The 25291-nt window shown below is 47.4% G+C and carries 25 protein-coding genes; 17 read left to right on the top strand and 8 right to left on the bottom strand.

The window, feature by feature from the left end; all coding sequences use genetic code 11:
* Positions 1-11 precede the first annotated feature (11 nt).
* The 7 genes from sdhB to NSS66_RS19255 all read left to right on the top strand — a co-directional run bounded on the left by sdhB (position 12) and on the right by NSS66_RS19255 (position 7096).
* Entirely contained in the window at positions 12-779 is a 768-nt protein-coding gene (gene sdhB, locus NSS66_RS19285) for a succinate dehydrogenase iron-sulfur subunit (protein ID WP_053326044.1), read from the top strand.
* A gap of 172 nt (positions 780-951) precedes the next feature.
* Entirely contained in the window at positions 952-1761 is an 810-nt protein-coding gene (locus NSS66_RS19280; protein WP_023990142.1) for an aminoglycoside N(3)-acetyltransferase, read from the top strand.
* A 65-nt stretch (positions 1762-1826) separates the two neighbouring features.
* Positions 1827-2771, top strand: coding sequence for a metallophosphoesterase (locus tag NSS66_RS19275; protein ID WP_076295555.1), 945 nt, complete (start codon positions 1827-1829; stop codon positions 2769-2771).
* A gap of 105 nt (positions 2772-2876) precedes the next feature.
* Positions 2877-3617 (top strand): metallophosphoesterase family protein, encoded by a 741-nt coding sequence (locus tag NSS66_RS19270; RefSeq protein ID WP_023990140.1) that lies wholly within the window; start codon positions 2877-2879, stop codon positions 3615-3617.
* Between the two features lie 51 nt (positions 3618-3668).
* On the top strand, positions 3669-4277 hold the full coding sequence (locus NSS66_RS19265) for a GNAT family N-acetyltransferase (protein WP_068941827.1): 609 nt from the start codon (positions 3669-3671) through the stop codon (positions 4275-4277).
* A 182-nt stretch (positions 4278-4459) separates the two neighbouring features.
* Complete coding sequence (locus NSS66_RS19260) at positions 4460-5464, top strand: AraC family transcriptional regulator (protein ID WP_340959565.1); 1005 nt, start codon at positions 4460-4462, stop codon at positions 5462-5464.
* Between the two features lie 180 nt (positions 5465-5644).
* Positions 5645-7096 (top strand): MFS transporter, encoded by a 1452-nt coding sequence (locus tag NSS66_RS19255; RefSeq protein ID WP_340959563.1) that lies wholly within the window; start codon positions 5645-5647, stop codon positions 7094-7096.
* A 105-nt stretch (positions 7097-7201) separates the two neighbouring features.
* Here the strand turns inward: NSS66_RS19255 and NSS66_RS19250 are convergent, their stop codons facing one another.
* Entirely contained in the window at positions 7202-8080 is an 879-nt protein-coding gene (locus NSS66_RS19250; RefSeq protein WP_340959562.1) for an NAD-dependent epimerase/dehydratase family protein, read from the bottom strand.
* A gap of 264 nt (positions 8081-8344) precedes the next feature.
* On the opposite strand from NSS66_RS19250, the gene NSS66_RS19245 reads away from it, so the two are divergent.
* On the top strand, positions 8345-8743 hold the full coding sequence (locus NSS66_RS19245) for an alpha/beta fold hydrolase (protein ID WP_226887825.1): 399 nt from the start codon (positions 8345-8347) through the stop codon (positions 8741-8743).
* Positions 8744-8788: 45 nt separating this feature from the next.
* Here the strand turns inward: NSS66_RS19245 and NSS66_RS19240 are convergent, their stop codons facing one another.
* The 3 genes from NSS66_RS19240 to NSS66_RS19230 form a co-directional block, all read right to left on the bottom strand.
* On the bottom strand, positions 8789-9529 hold the full coding sequence (locus tag NSS66_RS19240) for a GTP pyrophosphokinase (RefSeq protein WP_068941817.1): 741 nt from the start codon (positions 9527-9529) through the stop codon (positions 8789-8791).
* A 155-nt stretch (positions 9530-9684) separates the two neighbouring features.
* On the bottom strand, positions 9685-10494 hold the full coding sequence (locus NSS66_RS19235) for a histidinol-phosphatase (protein ID WP_028541459.1): 810 nt from the start codon (positions 10492-10494) through the stop codon (positions 9685-9687).
* Positions 10495-10553: 59 nt separating this feature from the next.
* Positions 10554-11456, bottom strand: a complete 903-nt coding sequence (locus NSS66_RS19230; protein ID WP_023990132.1) for a LysR family transcriptional regulator — start codon at positions 11454-11456, stop codon at positions 10554-10556.
* A 429-nt stretch (positions 11457-11885) separates the two neighbouring features.
* Here NSS66_RS19230 and NSS66_RS19225 point away from each other — a divergent pair, with 429 nt between their 5' ends.
* The 5 genes from NSS66_RS19225 (at position 11886) to NSS66_RS19205 (ending at position 16668) form a co-directional block, all read left to right on the top strand.
* Positions 11886-12344, top strand: coding sequence for a chemotaxis protein CheX (locus NSS66_RS19225; protein ID WP_023990131.1), 459 nt, complete (start codon positions 11886-11888; stop codon positions 12342-12344).
* A gap of 39 nt (positions 12345-12383) precedes the next feature.
* Entirely contained in the window at positions 12384-13163 is a 780-nt protein-coding gene (locus NSS66_RS19220; RefSeq protein WP_028541460.1) for an SDR family NAD(P)-dependent oxidoreductase, read from the top strand.
* 122 nt (positions 13164-13285) lie between these two features.
* Positions 13286-14677, top strand: coding sequence for a DEAD/DEAH box helicase (locus tag NSS66_RS19215; RefSeq protein WP_028541461.1), 1392 nt, complete (start codon positions 13286-13288; stop codon positions 14675-14677).
* A gap of 18 nt (positions 14678-14695) precedes the next feature.
* Complete coding sequence (locus NSS66_RS19210; RefSeq protein WP_013311782.1) at positions 14696-15442, top strand: ABC transporter ATP-binding protein; 747 nt, start codon at positions 14696-14698, stop codon at positions 15440-15442.
* Between the two features lie 2 nt (positions 15443-15444).
* Positions 15445-16668: an ABC transporter permease gene (locus NSS66_RS19205; RefSeq protein ID WP_053326036.1), complete on the top strand. Its 1224-nt coding sequence runs from the start codon at positions 15445-15447 to the stop codon at positions 16666-16668.
* Positions 16669-16785: 117 nt separating this feature from the next.
* Here the strand turns inward: NSS66_RS19205 and NSS66_RS19200 are convergent, their stop codons facing one another.
* Complete coding sequence (locus NSS66_RS19200; RefSeq protein WP_023990126.1) at positions 16786-16902, bottom strand: hypothetical protein; 117 nt, start codon at positions 16900-16902, stop codon at positions 16786-16788.
* Positions 16903-17108: 206 nt separating this feature from the next.
* Here NSS66_RS19200 and NSS66_RS19195 point away from each other — a divergent pair, with 206 nt between their 5' ends.
* Positions 17109-18386 (top strand): sensor histidine kinase, encoded by a 1278-nt coding sequence (locus tag NSS66_RS19195; RefSeq protein ID WP_076159686.1) that lies wholly within the window; start codon positions 17109-17111, stop codon positions 18384-18386.
* A 100-nt stretch (positions 18387-18486) separates the two neighbouring features.
* Here the strand turns inward: NSS66_RS19195 and NSS66_RS19190 are convergent, their stop codons facing one another.
* Positions 18487-19785 (bottom strand): aminotransferase class I/II-fold pyridoxal phosphate-dependent enzyme, encoded by a 1299-nt coding sequence (locus tag NSS66_RS19190; RefSeq protein WP_023990124.1) that lies wholly within the window; start codon positions 19783-19785, stop codon positions 18487-18489.
* A 179-nt stretch (positions 19786-19964) separates the two neighbouring features.
* Between NSS66_RS19190 and NSS66_RS19185 the strand changes: the two genes are divergently transcribed.
* Positions 19965-20750, top strand: coding sequence for a helix-turn-helix domain-containing protein (locus tag NSS66_RS19185; RefSeq protein ID WP_023990123.1), 786 nt, complete (start codon positions 19965-19967; stop codon positions 20748-20750).
* 185 nt (positions 20751-20935) lie between these two features.
* Here NSS66_RS19185 and asd read toward each other — a convergent pair whose 3' ends face one another.
* The gene (gene asd / locus NSS66_RS19180) at positions 20936-21733 is read right to left on the bottom strand and encodes an archaetidylserine decarboxylase (protein ID WP_075154707.1); all 798 of its coding nucleotides are present in this window, start codon (positions 21731-21733) and stop codon (positions 20936-20938) included.
* Positions 21734-21821: 88 nt separating this feature from the next.
* On the bottom strand, positions 21822-22949 hold the full coding sequence (locus tag NSS66_RS19175) for a YheC/YheD family endospore coat-associated protein (protein WP_023990121.1): 1128 nt from the start codon (positions 22947-22949) through the stop codon (positions 21822-21824).
* A 205-nt stretch (positions 22950-23154) separates the two neighbouring features.
* Between NSS66_RS19175 and NSS66_RS19170 the strand changes: the two genes are divergently transcribed.
* Both NSS66_RS19170 and NSS66_RS19165 read left to right on the top strand, forming a co-directional pair.
* Positions 23155-24318, top strand: a complete 1164-nt coding sequence (locus NSS66_RS19170) for a glycosyltransferase family 4 protein (protein ID WP_075154706.1) — start codon at positions 23155-23157, stop codon at positions 24316-24318.
* A gap of 113 nt (positions 24319-24431) precedes the next feature.
* Positions 24432-25211 (top strand): WIAG-tail domain, encoded by a 780-nt coding sequence (locus NSS66_RS19165; protein WP_340959559.1) that lies wholly within the window; start codon positions 24432-24434, stop codon positions 25209-25211.
* The last annotated feature ends 80 nt before the right edge of the window (positions 25212-25291 follow it).

The raw sequence follows: 25291 nt of genomic DNA, 5'->3' as shown, positions 1-25291 counted from the left end.
AGTGTATTTAGATGTCGGAGCAAGCAGTGAAGTCGAATAAAACAGTGAAGTTCGTTGTGACCCGTCAAGCTGATCCTAAAACCAGTTCCTATACGGAAGAATTCGAATTGGCTTATCGTCCGGGGATGAATGTGATTAGCGCGCTGATGGAAATTCAGCGTAACCCGGTGGACAGCCACGGTAAAGAGACGGCTCCGGTGTGCTGGGAGTCGAATTGCCTGGAGGAAGTATGCGGAGCATGCTCCATGGTGATTAACGGCAAGCCGCGTCAGGCCTGTGCGGCGCTCGTCGATAAGCTGGAGCAGCCGATTACGATCGCGCCGATGAGCACGTTCCCGGTAGTTCGGGATTTGGTCATCGACCGCAGCCGGATGTTTAATGCGCTCAAGAAGGTCAAAGCGTGGATTCCGATTGACGGTACCTACGATCTGGGCCCTGGTCCTAGAATGGCAGAGAAAAAGCGTCAGTGGGCGTATGAGCTGTCCAAGTGCATGACCTGCGGTGTCTGTCTGGAAGCTTGCCCGAACGTCAACGAGAAGACGACGTTCATCGGACCTGCGGCGATATCTCAGGTTCGCCTGTTCAACAGCCATCCGACAGGGGAAATGAATCAGGAAGAGCGGCTGGAGGCGTTGATGACGGACGACGGGCTGGAAGGGTGCGGGAACTCGCAAAACTGCGTACGCTCTTGCCCGAAAGGCATTCCGTTGACAACTTCTATTGCCGAAATGAACAAGGAAACGACCAAGCATATGTTCAAGCGCTGGCTGACTGTATAGCACTAGACAGCGAATAGGTTATGCACAAACAGGCTTTTTCTCAAACTGGAGAAAGCCTGTTTTTTTGCGCTCAGGAATGATGGAGGGTAACATGGAGAAAGGAGCGCGGGATAGCAGTTATGGTATAATTATGGTATTGTGTATCGTTTTTGGTGAAAAGGAGGCTGGACAGGTGACTGTGCAACCGATAACGAATCGACCTGTCACTAGGTCGGATGTAATGAAGGGATTAAAGGATCTGGGAGTTCGGAGCGGCATGACATTGCTTGTTCACTCGTCGATGCGCAGCTTTGGACGCTTTGTTCCAGGCGGGGCCTCAGCCATTCTTGCCGCGCTAACCGAAGCGGTTGGTCCGGAAGGGACGCTGGTAATGCCGACACAGTCTCATGACTTGACTGATCCCTCGACTTGGATGAACCCGCCTCTGGATGAGTCATGGTGGGAACTGGTACGCGAGGAAATGCCCGCTTATGATCCGGCCTGGACGCTGACCGGAGGGATGGGCGTCATTGTAGAAACGTTCCGTGGTCTGCCAGGAACCAAGCGCAGCGGACATCCGCATGTTTCTCTGGCGGCACGTGGACCTGCTGCTTCAGACTTGCTGGAGGCGCATGAGCTTGATTTTGGGCTGGGTGAGCATTCGCCCTTGGCAAAGCTGTATGAGGCAGATGCCTATGTACTGCTGTTGGGCTGCGAACATGACAGCAACACGTCCTTGCATTTGGCGGAATATCGAACAGCCTATAATGGACGAGAAGTGATCACGCATCAAGCTCCTATGATGGTGGATGGAGCAAAAGCGTGGGTATCTTTTCAGGATTTTAATATTACCTCAGATGACTTTGAGAAGCTGGGACTTGATTTTGAACGGGACTGTCCCTCAGCCTTTACGCGGGTGAACATTGGGGAGGCTTCATGTTTTTTCGCGAGGCAACGTGATTTGGTAGACTATGCGGAGCAGTGGTTGTCCAACTACCGCTAAAGCTTCTGGACAGTAAGAATTTCTAAAAAGTGAGATCAAGGAATAGATTGCAGGGGGGAATGCATATGGAGAAGACGCCGCACACCCGCCGCGAGAGTCAGGATGGCCCGCATCAGGGGTCCGCTATCCCTCCCGGTTCTTCGCGGCGTTCCATTTCAAATGAACCAGCCAATCCTTCGCGCCGCCATTTTTTGAAAAAAGCGGCTTTAGCCACAGCCGGAACCGCGCTTCTGGCTGGAGGATATGCTTCCTTATGGGAGCCTAATCATTTGGAAATTACACGCTTCAACTTGTTTCTCCCTCGTCTTCCGTCTGCTTTTGACGGAATCAGGGTCGTACATTTCAGTGATGTGCACTTGGGTTTTCACATGGATGAGCAGGATCTACGCGAGCTTGCGGACCGTATAGCAGGTCTGAAGCCAGATTTGCTCTGTTTTACAGGCGATATTGTGGATGACTATGCAGTATCCATGAAGGCTGCTGTTCCAGTTATGGCTTCTATGCACGCCACACTTGGCAAATTTGCTATTCTGGGCAATCATGATTATAGAGGCTTACCAGCCGGAGTACAGGAATTGTATCCGAAAACCGGGTTTACGTTGCTGAGAAACGAGCATGCGATTGTAGAGCTTGCGGGACAGCGTGTAGCCTTGGTCGGTTTAGAGGATAACATCATGGGCAAGCCCAATCCGCAGCGTGCCATTCACGGACTACCTGATGAGATGTGCAAGCTCCTGCTGATGCATGAGCCGGACTATGCAGATGTGGCGGCGCAAATGTCCTTTGATCTTCAACTGTCAGGGCATACGCATGGAGGACAGGTACGCTTGCCGGTCATTGGAGCGCCGATGCCGCCTCCGGGTGGACGCAAGTACATCCAGGGATTATTTCATGTGGGAACGGAGAGAATGCCGCTGTATGTCAGCCGAGGCATTGGCATGACACATCTGCCGATTCGCGTGCTGTGCAGACCGGAGCTTAGTGTCATTACGTTAAAATCCGGCCAATAGGCCATGATCTTTTTTTCATCTTTATCATATATGTTGGAACTACATAAAGATGGCTCGAATGTAGTGTAGAGATGTAGTCGTTTCGGACAAAGGAGTGAGGTTCAGATGGATCGTATTGCTGTCATTTCAGATATTCATGGCAATTGGCCTGCCTGTGAGGCGGTGCTGGAGGATATTGCTTCCCGAGGCATTAGCCGTGTGTTTTGTTTGGGGGATCTGATCGGCAAAGGGCCTAGCCCGTGCGAGGTTCTGGATGCTGTCCGTCAACGTTGTGAAGTGGTCGTGCGGGGGAATTGGGATGAGCTGGTTAGTATTACGGATGATCTCAATTTTAGCTGGCAAGCCGAACGCTTGGGGGCAGAACGAGTGCAGTATTTGGCACAGTTACCGTTTCATTATGATTTCAGAATGAGCGGACGCCGTATCCGTCTGGTGCATGCCTCGCCGCAAAGTGTATATCACCGTGTGCAGCCATGGGATGAGCCGGAAAAACGGCTTGCCATGTTCGATCCGTTAGCAGAAGAAAATGGAAAAGTTGTTTTTGCTCCGGATGTCGTGGGATATGGTGATGTGCACAATGCTTTTATCCAGCATTTTCAGGGAAAAACACTTTTTAACGTCGGTAGTGTCGGGAATCCGTTGGATGTTACGCAGGCTTCCTACTGCATTTTAGAGGGGGAGATGGGAGAGGAGCAGCCTACGTCCTTCTCCATTCATTTTGTACGTGTACCTTATGATATAGAACTGGCGGTAAAACAAGCGGAGGAAGCTGCTGTACCTTCTTTGCCGTATTATATTCGAGAGCTGCGCACAGGAATTTACCGGGGGATTCAGGACCTGGATTAAGTATGGAAACATTCATTTCTAAAAGCCAATCCATCCGCAGGAGGGGACATTGTGCTGACCAGAGAAATGCTTCGTCTTGGGCTACCGGAGCTTTACGCCCGTCGAGTCCGATTGCGCCAGCTAAGAGCAGAGGATTATCCCGCGCTGGAACGGATCCTATCCGATCCATTGGTGATCCAATATGTGAATCGAATTCGCAAGCCAGTCTATACACGAATGCGGCGTCTGGTTGCGCAAATTAAAGTATCTGCTGATTCACTAGATTCCCTGCATTTTGCGGTGGAATGGCATCAGAGAAATACAGGAGAAAGCAATTTACTTGGTGAGTCCAATGAGCCTACCTCCTCACCGTTGCTCGGTATCGTCTCTTTTCAGCAATGGAATGAAAGAACGGGTGAGGCGCAATTGGGCTATATTTTGGATCGTCCTTTTTGGGGACAGGGGCTGGCTACAGAAATGGTAGGAGAAATGCTGAATTTTGGTTTCGGATCTTTGAAGCTCAAGCGGATCGAAAGTCGTTGCCAAGAGGATAATCAGGCTTCCATGCGCGTGCTTATTAAAAATAAGATGCGCCTGCTGCGTACAATTGGTGCTTATGATCCCTCAGGCGAGGTACCGAGTGTATTGGTATTTTCGATGACCCAAGGGGATTATGCGTAGAAATGGCAGTGGAATATTTTGTTACAAAGATGAAATATAACTGCAAAACAACTCTAACACAGGACGGGTACAATACAGACATGACCCCCTTTTGAATAATATATGTTGCTGGGACCCGATGATTCGGGTCCTCTTTTTTTGTTATCCTATAGTTAGAACTGAACAGGAAAGAAGGGCTGGCATTGGCTTTGAATATATGGAGTGCAGACATTCATCATTTATTTGACCAATTCACTGAGCTTGTGGATGGTCATATTCATCATAAAAAATCGGAGCAACAACTCACGATTCCCTCGCATATAGGTAAGGGAAGTATGACTCGCACACGGATTCGTCCAGGTATGGAAATCGTGGTCACGGATCTCACCTTTGAACAGAATATGAAGCTTCATATTCAGGAGGCTTGTCCGCTCTTTGAACTCAGCTATTGCTTAAATGGTGAAATATACTGTGAATGGAACGGCAAAGAAAGTCATACCAATCGGTTGACCGGGAATGTTTTATATTTAGAGGATGAACTGGTTTATGAGGAAAAGAAGGCAGGCGTTCACCACCAAATGGTGGAAATAAGGTGTTCTCCCCAAGAGCTATTTTCTTACGCCGGAGATATTGCAGAAAAGCATAGCATAGAAACATGGTTACAACGTTACAAAGGGAATATTGACGCCTACGCGGATACGCCCGCCATGCACAGGTGTGTTTATGACATGATACATTGTAACTACAATGGGACGATGAAACGGTTATACATGGAAAGTAAGGCAATGGAGTTTATTGCATTGTTTGGGGAGATGGATGGACATGTAACAAGGGGGACAAGCCATTTTATAAGTCGTGAAGATATTTCAAAGCTCCATAAGGCTCGTGAATTCGTCATTCTTCATTTTGAGCACCCCCTGTCGATTCAAGCGTTGGCCCGAAAGGTTGGGCTTAATGAATTCAAGCTAAAGAAAGGATTCCCCCATTTATTCGGAATGACTATTTTTGAAATGGTGCGTAAGCAAAGAATGGAAAAAGCTCTCTGGTACTTGGAAGTTGAACAATTAAACATTGGAGAGACGGCATTTTCAATCGGGTACAGCAACGCCAGTAATTTTACGACAACCTTTCGAAAGTATTATGGTTGTAATCCTAGCGAATATATCAAAAAAATACGTAATCCAGATACATTTACGAATAAATTTTAATGAAACAATCCTTCAAGCATGTCCATCATGTTTGGAGGATTTTTTATTGGTGCTCCTTCTATAGGGATAGAAAATACCTTTGCAGGTAGAGACCCCCTTGCTTTATAGATGATAATGGTTATCAGTTGAGATGAGAAATGAAAAGATTAAAGATGCCCATTATAGGTTGGAGGAACTACAATGAAAGATCGTTTTGCCATAGCCATGACTAATCCTCAAGCAGTACAGCAGGTAGATTCGCGTCGCTGGTACGCATTAGCTCTGATTTTACTTCCTACTTTATTAATTTCACTGAACAACTATATGATGCAGGTTGCCCTTCCGATGATGCAGGCGGACCTGCATGCCAGTTTTTCAGAGGCACAGCTCATATTTACGGGATATTCTCTGGGATTGGCTGTGGCCTTGATATTGGGCGGCAAACTTGGAGATATGTATGGTAGAAGACGCATGTTATGTATCGGGGTGTTGGGGTTTACATTGATGGCTCTGTTAGGGGGGATCGTATCGCAGCCTACGTTAATCATTATGATTCGTGTGCTTCAAGGGATATCAGCTGCCATGATTCAACCCCAGGTTCTATCTATCATGCAAAGCAGCTTTCTTCCCAAAGAGAAGGGACTGGTATTTGCAATTTACGGAGCTATCATTGGGGTTGGATTTACACTTGGTTTAATTCTGGGTGGATTTTTGGTAGACTGGAACCTTTTCGGCCTGGGCTGGCGCATCATTTTCTTTTTTAATGTCCCCTTTGGGCTGTTAGTGTTACTCTTTTGTCCTATTATTACGGAATCCTATGGCAGATCTGTGCCGAATATGGATTGGGGTGGGGCTTTTCTGTTGCTTCTTGGTTTAATGCTGTTTGTCTATCCGTTGACAACCGGGCAAAAGCAGGGCTGGGCTTTATGGACATGGGGGTGTCTGCTGTTGTCCATTCTGGTTTTGGTTGCTTTTATAGTTACGCAAATGGGAAAAGAAAAGAGGGAAGGCTCGCCTTTTATTCGTCTATCTATATTTAGAAAGAGTTCATTCGGCGCAGGGATATTGACGGTAATTGTCATCTATCTTAGTATGTTTTCGTTCTTCTTTATTTTAAATTATTATGTACAATCCGGTTTGAAATACAATGTTCGATCCACAAGCATGGTCTTTTTGCCGCTTGGTGTTGGCTTTTTTCTCACCTCATTATGGTCGTCCAGGCTAGTAAAGAAGTGGGGGAGCAAGGTGTTGAAATCAGGTATGCTAATCATGGGGATTTGTAGCTTTCTGCTCATTGGATCGTTACATCTAGATGCAATCCATTTATGTCATATTCAAAATATCATGATACTAGGTGTATATGGTCTGGGTCTCGGGATGGCCACAACGCCACTGGCCCATGTCGTCCTTGGTGCTGTATCGGCTGAAGAGGCAGGAACGGGTTCAGGCTTGTTTACGACCTTTATGTACTTGGCTAATTCGTTGGGAGTCGCTCTGATCGGTATCTTGTTCTCTTCCTTGCTCCATCACACGCTTTCAGAAGCTAATCTGTCAGATTATATCAGAGCATTCTCTATTTCTGTGGCAGTGAGTGGAGTTCTTGCCTTGGCTGGACTCATTTGCATTTCATTTTGTTACAAAGATGAAACATAACTGCAAAGTTACTTTAACATAGAGTGGGTACAACATAGATATGACCCCCTTTGAATTATATATATTGCTGGGACCCGAAGCTTCGGGTCCTCTTTTTTTATGATTTTAGGAACGGTTCAGGCTGGTTATCAGCTCTGGAAGCCATTCATTTAGGGAGAGAAATGAGTACCCCTCTGACTGAGCTTTGGACGTATCCATGTACCACGATTGTGTAATACCGAATGGAGACATGTGCTCGTCTGCTGTTTTTTCTTTCACCACAGCTTGTTTTCCCGTTGTCTGCTCAATGATCGAAATGATCTCCCCAATCCTCACTGTACCGTCGGAGCAAGCATTTACAGGCCCTGTTAAAGGAGTGTGACCGAGCCAAAGCAGAAAATCTGCGGCTTCATCGGAACGAATAAATGAGATTTGTGCTGTGGAATTAGGTATTCCGATTTCTGTTCCTTCACGAACATGTTCGATATGAAAATGAAGCCTTTTCGTATAATCATCTGTTCCCAATACAATCGGAAAACGAACAGCGACTACAGGGAATGTAGCTTGTTGCATAAAAACTGCTTCTGCCTGCCGTTTAGCCTCCTGATATGTAAAATCGTCTTTCCCGCCCTTGCGAACCGGGTAAGTTTGAGGATCAAAGATGCTCTCTGTCAGCACTTCCGGGCTCGAATCATAGACGGATAGGCTGGAGGTCACAATATACCTCTTGGCTTTAGCATCAAAAATGCGGCAGGCTTCGCTGGCTTCATCTGGAGAAAAGCAAATATTATCATAAACAACATCCCACACTTGCTCACCTACCGCCTCTGCGAGCGCTTGCCGGTCGGTACGGTCTGCACAGATCCGCTGAACGCGGTCACCGAACGAATCGCTTGTTTGGCCTCGTGTGAGGATGGTAACGGAGTTCTCGGAACTCTCCAGCAGACGTTCCACCAGTCTCTTGCCAAAAAAGCGCGTTCCTCCCAATACAAGTACCTTTCTCATACTTTATCACTCCTTCGGAATGGTTTTCATAGATCAGGATTTTGCAAAATTCGATTCCAGTCGCTTATTGTTTTTTTTGCAAAATCCTCAGATATTAAGGTAGACGAAATAATGACTGTAAAGGGTACAGAGCGAATGAAAAGAGCTTAACATACTTTGATGAAGTGCTCTTAGTGCCGAGCCATTTTGCAATCTATCATATACTTAGTTTATTTACATAGTTCATCTAACAATTAAGTAAAAAGAGGAGGATCATAGGCTGTAGTGGAGTCGCATGTCCTGTGGGGGCAGATGAATTTGAACCGGAGTGGCTCATCAAAAAACGAACGTTATGAAATGATCCATCAAATGATGGAACGGCATGAGGAGGCACATCAGGGGAATTGGCAAGAGTTTATGCGACAGAGCGCACAGGATTGGCGCCAATATCCGCAATTGGCACGTAACGAGCTAAGCAGCATTACGTGCCCTGCATTATTTATCGCGGGTGAACATGATGATTTTGCCACCGAAGAGCAGCTTCTGGAATTATGCTCATGGGTCCAAGACTCACGTTATCTAATTGCTCTGGGTTGTAGTCATCGACCGCACATGCTTAGAGAGAAGCCGATCTTAATCAATGATTCTATTCTTTCATTTTTGAACAAGCATGCAATCCGTTGATCATAAGATCAAATCATTCGCATAGCGGTGGAGCACCGCCTAATCTTACTCTCCTAGAAGCTTCAAGAAATTGGCTGGCACCGTAATTTGCTGATTATTAATCATAATCTTCCGAAGCTCCTCTATGGAGTCCTCTTCACCTCTAGCGTCTTTAATTTCCTTGATCTCACGATGTAGACGCTCCATTTGGAGATCTAGCGCATTAGCGGAATCCGCTGCGCTCTTTAATTCACGTGTCAGACTTTCGGGAACGGACTGGTTGTACTTATAAAAGATTTTATGCTCCAGGCTGGCCCAGAAATCCATGGCAATGGTTCGAATTTGCACCTCTACGCAGACTAGCTCCTCACAATCCGACATGAATACAGGAACTTGAACCAGCAAATGCAGGCTCTGGTAACCGTTCGGCTTGGGATTCTTGATGTAATCCTTAATTTCCAGCACCTTCAAGTCACTCTGTCTCTGAAGCATGTTACTGACATCGTAAATGTCAGAAATAAAAGAGCAAGTAATACGTAAGCCAGCGATATCCTTAATATGATTTTTGACAGCATCCAGGGATAACTCGCTATTTTTACGAAGCATTTTGTTCATGATGCTCTCAGGAGATTTAAGGCGTGATTTGGTATGCTCAATAGGGCTGTAATCGTGTAATGCTTGAAATTCCTGTTTTAATATTTCAATCTTGGTTTCCATTTCGTCGAGCGCAAATTTATAGATTAGCATAAACCGCGTGATGTCATGCTTTAGCTTTTTGATCTTGTCCATAGGATCTTCCAAGTGCATATGTAATTCTCCTCACACATAGATGTCATAATCTTGCTAAGCATTCGCCTTTGCAATGGGATTATCACCTTATAAATTACAATCCCCAACAATCCCATTGCAGCAGCGTTCGTAAGATCAAATGATTTGCGGAGCGGCAATTCCCACCTTAAATTTTAAAGCGCCACAGGAATTTTACGTTTTTCTTTAAAATAGACCCATTCCCGGAAGCCGATATCCTTCAGCATTGCCTTTACTTCTTCCCAATCATCGCCTACCCGCGAAGGCTTATGGGCATCCGAACCAAAAGTGACCTCCACACCAAAATGGTGCGCTCTTTCTAAAATAGAAGCAGACGGGTACCATCCGCCACTCAGCTTGGTTTTACCCGAAGTGTTAATTTCAATCGCCACATTGGATTCCGCAATTACCCGCAAGGTTTCATCAATGGCTGTATCGGCAGGAATGTCTGAAAAGGCAGGGAAGTTCCCCTTCATTGCGTCAATATGACCTAATATCTGAAACATGCCGCTTCGCGCAGATTCCTGAATGAGCGCATAGTAGGCTTGTTTGACTTCGATTTTACGAGCGTCGCTTAATTTGTTCCAACGGTTACGGTTAAAAATGCTGTCCCCTTCGACATTGTGAATCGACCCAATGAGGTAATCAAATGGATAAGGAGCCAGAGTGGAACGATATAATTCAGCGAAATCAGGAAAATAATCTGTTTCCAATCCGAGCAGCACGTCAATACGGCCTTCGTATTCCTTTTTGAGCTGTTGTACCTCTTCTACGTATTCAGCAAGCTGTGACTTAGCCATATAAATTTTAGGAAAAGCCTGATCCTGTTCGCTACATAGAAAGGGGGAATGATCCGAAATGCCAATAGCTTGTAAGCCAGATTGAATACCTGCTTCAATATAATCCCGAATGTTGCCGTCTGCATGACCGCAGCGGAAATGATGGGTGTGCAGATCAAATTTCATAGCCTGTCTTCCTTTCGTAACCAAGTTTATATTGCGTATGTTGTTCATAGTGAATTACGTTATTCAGAACTGGTAAAATTCGTCTCCGGCATCCCCTTCAGATCACTTAAAAATTGCTGCATGGCTGAGTTTAGATATCGGCCGGATTTATAAATCACTCCTACCGGATGACTAACTTCCAGCTCGGGAATATGGATCATTTTTAATGTGCCTGCACGCAGTTCCGAAGTGACCGACAGTCTGGAAATAATGGCAGCACCGAGATTAATTTCGACCATCCGTTTGACTTCCTCACTGCTGGACAACTCGATCACTACATGAGGTACGATTTGGTGCTTTTTAAATACATCGTCCACGAATTTTCGTCCCACCGTATCGGGAGAGAGCAGAATAAGCGGAATTTCCCGAAGGGCTTCAATGGTAGCATGTGGTTGTGAGGCCAGCGGATGAGTAGGAGACACGACTAGCTCGAAGGAATCGTAATACAGAACCGAAGTGCTTAAATTGGGATTACGTTCGATCAGATAGCCGATGCCAACATCAATAAGTCCGTTCTCCACCTGCTGATAAATCATTGAGGAAGCCATGGATTGAATGGAGGTTTTGATGAGAGGGAACTGATCCTGAAAGTAGGAAAGCACGCGCGGTAAAATTTGAATAGCGATGGATGTTGTGGTACCCAGCGCAATGTGACCCTGCGGTGTTTCGTTTAGATCGTACAATTTTTGTCTTAATTCCTCAACAACCTCCAATATGCGCTCGGCGTGTTCCAAAAAAACAGCTCCCCGGTCGGTCAGGGTGACGGGCTGGTTGCGGTCAATCAGAATGGTTTTGAACTCATCCTCTAGACTTTTAATTTGGGCGGACACCGCCGGCTGCGTCAAATTGAGAAGTTCTCCGGCTTTGCGGAAGCTCATTGTTTTGGAAATCATGATAAGTGTTTCAAGTTGACTGATGTTCATGAAGTTCCTCCTCTCTTTTCTTAATCTTGTCGCAGCTGTATAGAATGAATATTTTTAGCCAATCCATAGGTTCATATGTAAAACCGTCGTTATGCTTTATTTCATTAAATTATAGGTTATTCGAGCAGGAAGGGCAATGAATCGAAGCAGAGCACCTTAAAGTGTGGTATATTGGGAAATAAAGACTAAAGTCCTGATATCCTTCAAAAATAATCAGTCTAAAATCGGTAAGAAGCAAAGATATAGGACATTATTCACATTTTTTGTGGTTTAGCTATAAAAAATTACCGGGCAGCTGTCGATAAGTGATAGAGAGAGCATTTTGTTGAGGATCGATGCGTTTTACAGTAATATTTAATTAAAAAATTCTAATTTAAATGGGACTTTTGTTGTATGTCTAAAAGCCCATCGTAAAGGGGCGCTTTGATCGTGAAGGCAGAAGTGATAAATCCTTTTTTGGAGTCGGCGCGACGGGTCATTGAACAATTGATCCAAGTATCTCCTTCACCCGGAAATCTTGGTGTGAAAAATGTCGAGCTGGTGGACGACCACATCTGGATTATGATCGGGATGACCGGACAGCTTAGCGGAAATATTGTGTTCGGCCTGAATGAACAGGTGGCGCTACGTATGGTATCAGCGATGATGGGCGGATTTGTGTTGACTGAAATTGATGAGATGGGAAAAAGCGCAATTTCAGAATTGGGCAATATGATTAGTGGTAATGCCAGTACGATTTTGTCCAATCAGGGAATTGTCGTGGATATTACGCCTCCGCAGGTCATGAAATCAGAAAACTTGACCACTTTTGTGCCTCAGCGTGCCCTTTATATTCCGCTCACGGTGGAAGGAATCGGCGAGCTGGATATTCAGGTGATGATCTCTTAATATTAAAGGAGCAAGTTTCCTTAATGTGGAGGGATGACCGTGAGTATACTACAGGACAAGATAGTTGTGATTACAGGTGCATCTAGTGGAATTGGAGCCCTTTGCGCTCAGTTGTTAAGCGAAAAGGGCGCGATTCCTATTTTAACAGCACGCTCGCAGGAGCGACTGAAGCAAGTATCTGCGGGAATCAGCGGCAGGCATGAGCTTATCCAACTGGACGTCACCCGCCAGGAGCAGGTAGAGGCTGTTGCTGCACGAGTATTGGAACAGTACGGACGGGTCGATATATTGCTTAACAATGCGGGCTACGGAAAGTTTGAGTATTTTAATGAAACCGACCTGACGGAGTTTGAACAAATGATGGACGTGAACTACATGGGTGTTGTTCGCTGCATCAAGGCGTTTCTGCCGCAAATGACAGAGCGGGGCCATGGACAGATTGTCAATGTAGCATCAATGGCTGGGAAAATCGGGACAGCCAAATCGTCTTCTTACACGGCGACGAAGCATGCATTGCTGGGTTTCAGCAATGCGCTCAGGCAAGAGCTGCGCGGGAGTGGAGTGACTGTAACGACGATTAACCCGGGGCCGATCGACACACCGTTTTTTGAGCTGGCAGATCCTTCAGGAGGATATGTTCGAAATGTAAGCTGGTTTATGCTACAACCTGATAAGGTAGCACGGCATATCGTAAGAGCGATGGAGCTTGGCAAAGAGGAGGTTAATCTGCCACGGTGGGTATCTCCTTTTCTCAAGCTGTATCAGTTAGCTCCCAGACTAACCGATAGGCTGGGTCATGGCGTGATGAATAAGAAATAAAAGATGTCCCGTAAGCCATTAGCTATGGTGAGGGACATCTTTTATTTTTGTGATTTGGTAACAGGGCTATTTTCGCATATAATGGAGAGTAACGAATTTACGTATAGGGGTTGGACCTTTTCATGACATTGAATTTTGAATCGCTCGGCGTTGAACAAGATCTGTTGGACAAACTGACTGAGCATGAAATTACACAGCCTTCGCCAGTTCAGGCAGAGGCTATACCGGAAATAATGAAGGGAAAGCATGTTTTGGCGCGTTCACAAACTGGCACAGGCAAGACACTGGCTTATTTGTTGCCGCTGTTGCAAGCGATTGATCCACAGAAAAAGGCTACACAAAAGCTGATACTAGCTCCAAGCCAGGAACTGGCCATGCAAATTGTACGTGAGGGTCAGCGCTACGGAGAGCATCGCGGAATCCGTGTACTCGGTCTGATTGGTGGGGCGGCTATCAAACGTCAAATCGAAAAGCTCAAGGATCATCCACAGCTTGTCGTGGGCACACCAGGACGTGTACGGGAACTCATCGCTTCGAAAAAGTTGAAAATGCACAATATTACAGCCATTGTTATTGATGAGGTGGATCAGATGTTCCAGCTCGGCGGAGCAGGCGATGTAACAAACATATTGGGCACCGCCCAACGTGATCGTCAATTGGTATTCCTGTCCGCAACGCTGAACGATGAGATTCAGTCGCTGGCGAAACGAGAGATGCGTGAATATGTAGAAATTGGGATTGATCCCGACCAGAAGACGGCCAGTGGACTGGAACACTATTACTTTGTATCTGAAGAACGGGATAAGGTGGATATGCTGCGCCGTCTGGTGCGTCATTTTAATCCAAGAAAAGCGCTGGTGTTCGTGAATACAACCAATGCCATCGGGGAGATTGAAGCCAAGCTCAAGCATATGGGGCTGACTACGGCATCCTTGTATGGAGATGCGGATAAAGTCACGCGTAGCAACGTGTTGGCCCGATTCCGCGAGGACAAGCTCAAAGTGCTGGTCGCTTCGGATGTGGCAGCCCGTGGTCTAGATATTGAGGGCCTTGAAATGGTCATTCATTTTGACCCGGCTACGGATAGTCAAGCTTATGTTCACCGTGCAGGACGGACAGGACGGATGGGACGCAAAGGATTGGTGGCGTCGGTTGTCACCGACCGTGAAACGTTCATCATGCGTAAGTTCTCCCGTGAACTGGGCATTGACATCGCAGAGCGTGCGTTGCATGGAGGTCGAGTAGTTGTGCCGCGTCCGGCGGATGCTAAGCGTGCATCTGTAAGACCATCCGAGGCCAGATCCATATCTGACGGAGCACAGACGGAAAACCGTAAGGCACCTGTTCGTACCGAAAACGGACGTCCTGGCAGGAATTCCGCGAACGGTTCAGCTCCAGGCAAGAGCAAAGGAGCAGCCTTGTCCAAAGCAGGAAAAGCACAGCGTGAGCGTGATCGCAAAAACAAGGGTGCACCAAGATGGCTGAAGGAAAAAGGATCAAAACCGAACGAGTAAGGGAGAAGAGGGGGAGCCATGGAACAACAGCCTGTGTTGCAAATTAACGGACTGACCGGCGGATATAGCGCCAAGCGCCCGGTGCTGCATCAGATTTCGCTGGATGTGAAACCGGGCGAAATGGTAGGATTGATCGGTCTGAACGGGGCCGGGAAAAGTACGACCATGAAGCATATTTTGGGCCTGATGACACCGCAGGCCGGAGAAATTCGTGTGCAGGGTCATAAGCAGGATGAAAATCCCGAGGAGTATCAGGGAGCCATTGCTTTTGTACCTGAATCTCCAGAGCTGTATCCTGAAATGACGGTGATGGAGCATATGGAATTCACGGCCAGAGCGTACGGAGTTAGCGAAGCAGATTTCCGCACACGCAGTGATCAAATGCTGGACCTGTTCCGTATGCGGGATAAAAGTGGAAGTATGTCGATGCATCTGTCTAAAGGGATGCGCCAGAAAGTGATGATTATGTGCGCATTTTTAGCGGGACCGCCGTTGTATGTCATAGATGAGCCTTTTTTGGGTTTGGACCCGCTTGGTATTCGTTCCCTGCTTGACTTTATGTTAGAGATGAAGCGTTCGGGTTCGTCCATTCTGCTCAGTTCTCATATTTTGTCCACGATTGAAAATTATTGCGATCGTTTCATTGTACTTCATCAGGGTGCCATCATTGCACAGGGTACGCTGGACGAAGTGACAGCACAGGCGGGTAAGCCGGGCATGCCGCTGGAAGATGCATTTTATGAGCTGGTACAGGGCAGGGAATGAGCATGGATTTGCAACGTTTGCATAAAGAAAGACGTGTAGCGTTCTGGGGACAGGTGCTGCCCTATCTGGGCTATGTCATTCAGAGCGGTCTGGCGGTGGTCTTCGGCTTTGCACTGATTGCCTTTGCCGCATGGTACACGTCGCTGCTGATGCATACTCCACCGGATTTGCCCATCCGCTGGATCATGCTTATTGTGGCTATTCCGATTGCTCATGCGAGCTTTCGTACGTATTTAAACGCGGCGGATATTGTTTTCCTCCGTCCACAGGAGCACGCGATGCACGATTATTTTAAGGCCAGCCGGATTCGGGGTGTGGTGTATAAAATATTCGGTTTGCTATTGCTGTCTATTATCGTGTGGCCGCTGTATATTCGCAGTGATACCGCGCCTAAGCCGCTGCTACTGACCCTGCTACTGTTCGTGCTGTTAAAGCTGCTATTCAGCTACGGCGGCTGGCAAGAGCTTCGCATGGTATCGATTGGCGGGAGTGTAGGCTATCGTCTGCTTCGGTGGGTGTTGGCTGTGCTGATGGTAGCCGCATGGCTATGGCAGCCTCCACTACACAGCGTGCCATTTATCATATTGGTCGGTGTGGTGTACGTGCTTGTTCTGCGTTTCCCGGTCAAGCTGCTAGTGGCTTGGGAAAAGCTGATTCGCACAGAGGGTATGCAGGCTGCTCGGGTGATGCGCACTTTGGGCTGGTTTGTCGATGTGCCCGCCCTTACGCAGAGAGTGACGCCACGTCGTTGGCTGTCCTGGTTGGGAGGTAACATACCTTGGAACAGAAGGGGAGCGTATCGTTACCTGCTGTTTAAGACATTCCTGCGTACAGAGCCAGCAGGTATTGTCATTCGGCTTGGAATTCTGGGGTTGTTAATTATATATATCACCCATGCTAGCTGGATTGGGATTGCAGTATATTTATTTTTCATATTCCTCATTGGTGTACAGGTTACTTCACTAAGGCAGTATCACAAGGATTCGTTATGGCTTCAGTTATATCCGATTCCTGCGCATAGTCGTCGTGCGTCTTTTCTCGACTTTGTTGTTCGGTTGACGTTGCCGGCTGCTGTGGTTCTGTGGCTTCCTTTTCTGGCAAAAGGAACGGAAGATCTACTGTCTACACTGCTCACGCTGCTTGGGGGAGTTGCAGTAGTGTTCCTGTTACGAGGCGCTCAAGCCAAAAAATGGCGTTTGGACGGGCAGGATGAAGAAGAAGTGTAATGTGTATCTATGTGAATAAAGTAAAGGCTAATTCGCAAGCAGCAAGAGCTGTCTGCGAATTAGCCTTTTTTTGTATGCTCACTGCTATCGTAGCTGTGGGTGCAGATAATCGTCTGCTTATATGAAGATCGTTTTGCTGATGATAACTAATAAAATGAACAGTACCAGAATTGTTCCTGTGCTTGTAAATGCGCCGTAACCACCGTAACCGCCTCTTGTTTCTTCTGCTCCCATGCTCATTCTCCTCTCGGTCATTGTGATAAAGGATACATCGTATCTTATGAAGTGGATTTTCAGATTGCGTGGGCCAATGCTCAGTTGTGTTGCCGAATCGCCTTATATTTTTCATCAGATGTAGGGGAGGAGAGAGGAAAAGGCACGTATTATCGAGAATAGAAGAAGTACGTAGTCATTATCACTTGGAAAGTGGGAAAGACGAGATGCTGGTAGATAAGCTGCTCGTGAACATATTTCTTGTGTTTGTACCATTATTAGTATATAGCTCTTTGTCAGATCATCGGCATAGGAAACATACCCCGTTGCTTATGGGAGGGGTGTTGGGTGTGTCTTCTGTGCTTTGCCTTATGTTTTCGTACATCTGGTATGGATTATATTGGGATCTTCGATATGTTCCTCTGATCCTTTCTGTTTTATATTTTGGTCCTAAGGCAGGACTTCTAAATATAACGCTGATGGTGATGGCTCGTATGTATATAGGTCCTGAGTCTATTGTGGTAGGATTTCCCAGTATGATGTTGTGTTATTTGGGCCCTCTCTTGGTGAGAAAGAAGTTTATGCAGCTCAATAGTATGTTGCTTCGGGTGGGCATGAATATGCTAATGAGTATATGGACCAATATTGCCATGCTTATAATTCTGTTAATACATTCCTGGGCCAATGGCAGGCTGGATAAGGATGAGATCGAGCTGATCCGGGCAATACTCTGGTTCGGTGTGATTCAATTCCTAAGCATTGGAGCCTCCTCTTTCTGGATGGAGTTTAGTTTGGAACGGGAAGAAATGAGAAGGAAGGTTAAATATGCTGAGCATCTGAATACGTTAGGTGAACTTGCTGCCTCTATGGCTCATGAAGTACGGAATCCGTTGACTGTTGTTAAAGGGTTCCTGCAAATGGTTCAGTCAGGGCTAGAAGGGAAAAATCGCAGATATATTGCTTTGGCACTAGCAGAGGTCGATAGGGCTGAAAGAATTATTAGCGACTATCTGAACTTATCCAGACCGCAGATTGGGAACACAGAGCTGATGGATCTGTCTGGCATGGTTCAACAAATTGTTTTGCTTTTGAAACCGATGGCGACCAAGCAAGGCGTAAGACTGTATACTGAGCTAAGGAATGAAATATACGTACATATGGATCGTAATCAGCTGTTACAGGCGTTAATACATGTGACGAAAAATGCGATCGAAGCTGCGGATGATGGAGGCAGGGTATACATAAAGCTGGCGATTCAGGAAGAGAAGGCATGTCTGCATATTAGGGATACGGGAAAAGGCATGAGTCAGGAGCACCTGGAGCGAGTGGGGACTTTGTTTTTTTCAACCAAAGAGGTAGGAACAGGACTGGGAACGGTCGTCTCCTTTCGAATCATTGAAGCCATGAACGGAAGTATACACTATGAGAGTGAGCCCGGAGTCGGAACTGAGGTAGTCATCCTGCTGCCACTCGCACAGAAATCTTTGCTCGCTGCTGAAGGATAGTTTGTTTCGAAGTGTCATTCACAATGGTTCAGCCCATTAAAAAGCGGTATGCGCAACATCTGGCATACCGCTAATGATGCTATATTTAATCTGTTACATATTAGGTGTTCAACAAATCTTGTGCGCCACGGTAAACAATGTCATACAGGTCTTCCAGATACTCTTCCTCGATACATGAGAATGCGATTCGGAGGTCATATTCACCCAGCGCAATTGTTCCTACCCCATATTGTTCCAGCAAATGTGTGCGCAGTCGTTCAGCGGACAAGCCGTTCAGCTTGAGACACATAAAATAACCCGAATTGAAAGGATAGTAGCTCCATACATCTCCGTATTTTCCACTATCGAGCAACGCTTTGACTTTGTTAGCCCGTCCCTTCATAATCTGGAACTTTTCTTTCTTCTGTTGTTCAAAGTCCGTTGACTTGAGGGCATCCAGGACGAAGGTTTGAGATGGGTGAGGACCGCTCGAAATCGTTGCCCTAATAATCCCTAATGTTTTTTGTTCCAGTGCGCTCAGTACATCCTGATGTTCCGAAGCAAAGGTAATAAATCCGACACGGAAGCCCCAAACGAATTCTTCCTTGGTAGCTCCGTCAATTTTGACTGGTAGAATTCTCGGATGAAGTCCAGCTAACTGACCGAATAGTGATTCATGCAGGGAGTCCTCGAAGAACAGACCAAAATAAGCGTCATCCGTCACAACTACGACATTGATGCCCGCTTCCGCGGCTTCCTGGATGGCAGCAACAATTGCTTTACCCTCTTCCACTCCCGGTGTGTAGCCTGTTGGGTTATTCGGGAAGTTCAGCACAACGATCGCTTTGCCGTATTCTTTCTGTGCCAGTAGCGCGTCGCGTAATCCTTCACTATTAAAACGTTGATCCTCTGTGAACAACGGGAAATTCACCAAACGTCCATGACGGCGAATACCGAAAGTCAGCTCATAGTTTTCCCAGTTTTTGTCTGGATAAATGACAGCGTCCCCTTCATCCGTGAACAGGTCGGCAACGATGCTCAAACCGTGGGTCAGCGCGTTCGTAACTACGGGAAGGCCGTAATTTTTCCCAGCCAATGAAGGGTTTTCCTTCAGCATTTTGTCACGCCATACACTACGAAGTTCAGGTTTGCCCGCAGGGGGAGCGTAAGGGTATAAATCCTTGGGATTGTAAGCGGACAACTTCTCCTGAATGACCTCCAAATGCATAGGACCATTGCCTTCAGTAGCAATGCCAATCGTGGCGTTGTACTTTTTAGCAAGCTTCCCTGCTTCTGCGGATTGACTCAAAATCCCTTCTTTTGGGAAATAAATTTCTTTCCCTAAAAGAGAAAGCATTTGATATACATGCTCGTTGCCTGTCTGAATGTTTTGGTTTAACTGCGCTGCCAGTGGATTCATTCCCGTTTCATCCTTCCAAGTCATTTTGATTACATATTATAGCATTACACACGGTAAGCGTCACGCAAAAGCCTCTAGAACATAAAAGCGCATTTTTTTGCTTAATGACGGCGCTGAGCTTATATTATAAATTAACGGGATAAAGGACAACCAAAGATGAACAAAAGGAGGTGCAGATTTTGCTGGATACATCTGCGTCATCGTTTATCCTGTTGTCGGCTTTCGCCAAAATTGTGTGCGAGCCGGGCTGGAAGTGGCAGGTACGCGAGAAGCCGATGCCAAACTATGATTTATTTTATGTATGGAGCGGAGAAGGAACAGTGATCTTAAACGGGACGTCGTATCCGGTAAGCAAGGGGAGTTGCTTCCTGTTCAAGCCGGGGGATGATACCCGTGCCACACATAACCCGCAAAAGCCGCTCATACTTACCTATATTCATTTTGATCTTATCGAACAGCCAAAGCTTATCCCTGCAAGCTACCGTATGCTGGAGGAAACGTTCGAGGTAGAGCATATGCTTGCCAGATACGTTCGACTACGTCTGGAGCGTGCTTACGGAGCTGACGAGGAAGGCAAGCTAATCCTGAAACAACTGATGATTCATCTGCTGCGTGCGGACCGCAAGGAGCCTCAGGAGCAACAGGCCAGTAACCAGCTCACCGAGGTCATTCGGGAAACGGCCAACTATGTGCGTCAGCATCCGGGACTTCCTCATCGCGTCGAGGATTTGGCTGCACGGGCGGGGCTGTCACCGCGTTATTTTTCGATTAAATTCAAGGAGCTGCTGGGTGTGTCCGCGCAATCTCATATTATCAGCATGCGGATTGAGCGTGCACAGCATCTATTACTACATGCCGGAATGAATGTGACCGAGGTGGCAGAGGCTCTGGGGTATCGTGACATCTTTTTTTTCAGCCGCCAATTCAAGCAGTATACGGGGAAAAGTCCGTCTGAGATCCGGTAATGCTATGGACAGTGGACAAGCTGTTTCGGATTTAGGCGTAATGGGATTAACGAATAACGAATATAAAGGATAAATTCCAAAAAGGACCCGAGCAGTTACGCCGGGTCCTTTTTTTATGAGCAATTTAGCATCATCCGATCCCGATGCTCATATGTGTAGCTATAATACGGTTACGGTAAATTCACTTATGCTTTGGGATCATGTCGAAAGCAACCCAGACGTTGTCCCATTTTCACCGCATCCCCCGGCTTCAATGCGGGGTCTGGATCAAACGTGCCGTTTTCAGTTAGCAAAACGACAGTTGATCCAAATTCGAAATAGGCGAGATCGTCTCCTTTTATCCATGAGACGGCTTTATCATCCGTATATTTGATGCTACTCACATTCATTGCGCCAACCTTGACGACCGCCACCTCACCATATTCATGGGCAATGTACGTAATCTGTCGTTCATTGCGGCTAAGAACTGCTCGCATATGTTGCAAGCCGAAGTCATTCACTGGGTATACCTTGCCGCGCAGATGTTCTTTTTCTACCAGCGTACCGGATACTGGTGCATGAATGCGATGATAATCCGTCGGGCTGAGATAGAGTACAAAAGCATAGCCGTGTGTGTATTTTTCAAGACGCGGAGAGCGGTTAAGAAGCTCTTCCAGCGTATAGTCCTGCCCTTTGACATCCAAAAGAGTGCCGGACGTAATTGGGCCAGTGAAAGTAATCCGTGCATCCACCGGACTGGTCATCACCTCGGCGTTCGTATCAATCGGGCGCATGCCCGCTTTTAATTTGCGTGTAAAATAGGCGTTTAGGGAACGGTATTCCTTCCATTCCTGTTCCGCCTCATGCGTCTGGATCTGGTACGTACGTATAAAGGTGGGGATAAAAAGTCGGCTTGCACCGCTTTGCGCGAAGGAGCCTACAATCCGGCACACCCACTTGCGCGATGATAGCTCCGTCATGAGCCGCAGCCACTGTTTTGCCATTACAGATCCCCCTTGTTCATTTCCGAGCCGTCTTGGCCGGAACCTGTCCGGCCGCTCTGAACTATATTGACACAGAATGTGACGTAAATCAATACAGTGGACGGCCTGGTGAACGTTCGGTGTCTGACGAAGGCATCCGTTCGAGAAGCCAACGAGCGTAAGCCATCGGCTGAGTGTATGTTTCTTTCCAGACATTGTGCATGCCCGCCTGGCTGAAGCCATAGCGCTGATCACGACCGTTGCATTCGATAAAAACAATCTTGCCCTCATGGGTAATTCCCAGATCCAGACCGACGTCGGCGAGACGGGGAAGGGTTTGTGCCAGTCGGTGCACGATTTGTAACGAGAGTCGCTCCAATTCATTCATCAGCCGGACTGCGTTCGAAGTCTGAACCGTCTCGGTTTGTGATAATACCTCCAGTAAAGAACGGGCCGTACCGCCCTGTGCAACATTGGAAACGAAGGTGTGGGAAGGAGCAATTTTAGCATACATGCCTGTCACACCCCAGATACCGCCATATCCGCGCTGAACTGACACACGGACATCAAACGGACGATTATTGTTCAAAGCAAGCGGTATGGTTTCCTGTACGATATGAGGCACATGCAGCAGTCGTTTGTGTAGAAATAATGGGAGTTCCCCAACATTCAAACGTAGTGTGGACCAACGCTCAGGTATAGCCGGATGAGCACATTGCAAAGTCCAGCCTCCGCGGGAATGCCGCAGACGCATAATTCCTCTACCTACGCTACCGCTACTGGGTTTAATTACAACATCTCCGGTTTCCTCCATCAAGGTATGGATGGAGGAAAGGTTGCCTTGCAATGTTTTGGGGAGGTGGATGCGTAGCAAAGGGTCTTCTTGCAGAATTGCATGTATATGGTCTTTGTGGAAACGGTTTTGTTCATTAAAAATATAGAATCCCTTTTGTACAAGCTTGTTGATATCGCTAGCATTTTCATTTTGCCGATAGAGAGTCCGATTGTGGATGACCGGCGGCAACGGAAGAGTCATCTGCCGATACTCGTTGCCGTGTTTAACAAAAGCCCGGCATGTTCCGGTCGCTATATGAATATCCTCCAGACGAAGAAAGCAGGGGATGAGCTCGTAGCTTAACCCGGCGTCCTCGTAATTGGCGATAGATTCATATCGCGTCCTCATGGCGGGAATGCCCCGGTAGGTTGCCGGGTTGAGCATGACGCCGACATGCAACATGAGTATGTCCGCCCTCCTTGTAGTCACTCCAACTGATCATACTGTGATTCTAGTCCATCATATGTATCAAAGATCGGCCAGGCATGGACGCTAGCCTTGCGGTAAGCCCAAAGTTAGAAGCGAGGCACCTTTCAGGGAGGCGGACGATATGATACAAGATGATTGTTGAAGAGTGTTGGAATAGGGTCAGAAAGTAGGTGAGGTGATGCAGAGGCCGAAGGTAGCAGTCGTTACACCGGGCTCCTTTGTTATACCTTCGCCCCGCAGCAGTTCTGTGGAGCGGGTAATTGCCCACATGGTACCGCTGGCTAGTCATGAGCTCCAAGCGCAGATCTATGGCATAAAGGGAGCAGAGGCACCTGATCATGGCGATGTCGACGGAATTCCCTGCATGCGTTATAAGCGGGGAGCAGGTTATATTTCTGAGGTGATTGCTGATTTAAAGAGATGGTTACCAGCGGTAGTAGATGTACACAACCGTCCGGCAGTTGCGTATGCAATTCGCGAGGCTTTACCCGATAGTCGGGTTGTGCTGACTTTGCATTCGACCACGTTCATCCGGGAGCCCCACCTCAAACGGGAGGAGATGGGTAGGCTGCTGGCATCGATGGATCGCATTATCGTGAACAGTGCGTATTTGGGGGCAATCGTAGCTTCTGACTGTCCCGACGCGGTCAGGGAACGCATCGTCATAAACAAGCTGGGTATCCATCCCGGTGATTTCCTGCCAAGGTGGACTCCTGCAGCAGAAGCGGCCAGATCGGCGCGATTGGACGATTTCGGCTGGTCAGGCCGTCAAATCGTGTTATTCGCGGGCAGACTGATGCCAGGAAAGGGCGTTCACCGACTGCTCAAGGCCCTGCGGCATGTCGTCCGCACCTGTCCGGACGTACTGCTGCTCATTGCAGGCAGTGCCTATTACGGGCATGATCGCCTCACGCCGTACACGACGTCGTTGCATCGGCAGATGCGTAAACTAAGGTTGGGGAAGCATGTGCAATTCCTAGATTATGTTCCGCATCCAGCATTGGCCTCGCTATATCAGCTAGCCGATGTGACCGTTGTTCCTTCAGTGAAGGATGAGGCCTTCGGGCTGGTCAATCTGGAAGCCATGGCAGCAGGAGTGCCTGTGGTCGCTTCACGAATCGGCGGTATTCCGGAAGTTGTACAACACGGCGAGACAGGCTGGCTTGTGTATCCGTCTCACGGTGAGCAGGAAATGGCCGATGCCATCATCAGGCTGCTCCAGCAACCTGGCTTGCGACGACGGATGGGAGAAGCCGGGCTTGACGAGGTACGAAGACGATTTTTATGGCAGCACTCAGCACAACGCTGGGCACAAATCATAACGGACTGCGCAACGGAGTGACGTAGGCGCTGTTACGCGCATAGGCTATCTTATAGGCATTAGCCATGATTTCCAGCCGGGTGAATGAAGCGGGGCGACCGCTGGTTCACTCCTGTGCCAAAGGAGCGATCATCATGAACCATCGTACGAACCATAGCCCTAAGGATAAAAGAACAGCGCGGCGTAACCTTTCCAATGCAGTTCCCTCACCCCGTGTTAACAAGGAGAAAGCGGCTTCGACCTCCGGCAGTCATAGACTGAGCCAGCGCGGGACGGCAACGGTCCCTGCCCCCGTAGAGAAGGATACCTCGGTTCAAGCTATAGAGGAAGCGGCATGGAAGAAGCATAAGCTTCCCAAAACGCTAGAGGAAGCGATGCAGATGAATCGAGCATCTGTACTGCTGTTGTCTGTGCCTGAGTCAGATACGGAATACAGGACGGATAACGACATACCGTCTATTACGACGGAAGATCAGGCAGAGCAAGATTCGCTACTGGATTGTTCCATAACCAGTATTCACATTGCGGAAGGAAGACACCGCCCAAAGCAACGCGTGGTCTTGCCTGAGCAAGATATCGATCCAGCTTTCGATACGGAGAAAGAATTAGACTTGAATGCCATTCACGACGAATCAGCGACCAGTGACGAGGCTTCTGACGATCATATAGCTTCATCTCAATATGGGAGCATTTCTTTTCACCTCCCCGCACGAGCGGATAGGGGCGAAGTGAGCGTTATATTTGAGAAGCCTTTTATAGATACACAATATGTAATCACTGCCAGTGCGAGTATACCGGGAGTGCTGGTATCCGTCACACAACGTCAGAGGTATTCAGCAGTACTTACTGTGGAACGCATACACTCAGGTCCGATATGTGAAGGGTTGGTCCTTTGGATTGCGATGGGGCAATAATAAGAAGCCAGGAATATAAGTTGCCAATAATCAACTTCATACTAGAAAAAGGCGTCCCACAGTGGGACGCCGTATACATA

Origin of the sequence: Paenibacillus sp. FSL R10-2748, from assembly GCF_038005565.1 — a bacterium.
GTDB lineage: Bacteria > Bacillota > Bacilli > Paenibacillales > Paenibacillaceae > Paenibacillus > Paenibacillus polymyxa_B.
The sequence above is the reverse complement of the archived record's forward strand: the minus strand, read 5'-3'. Positions and strand labels throughout refer to the sequence as shown.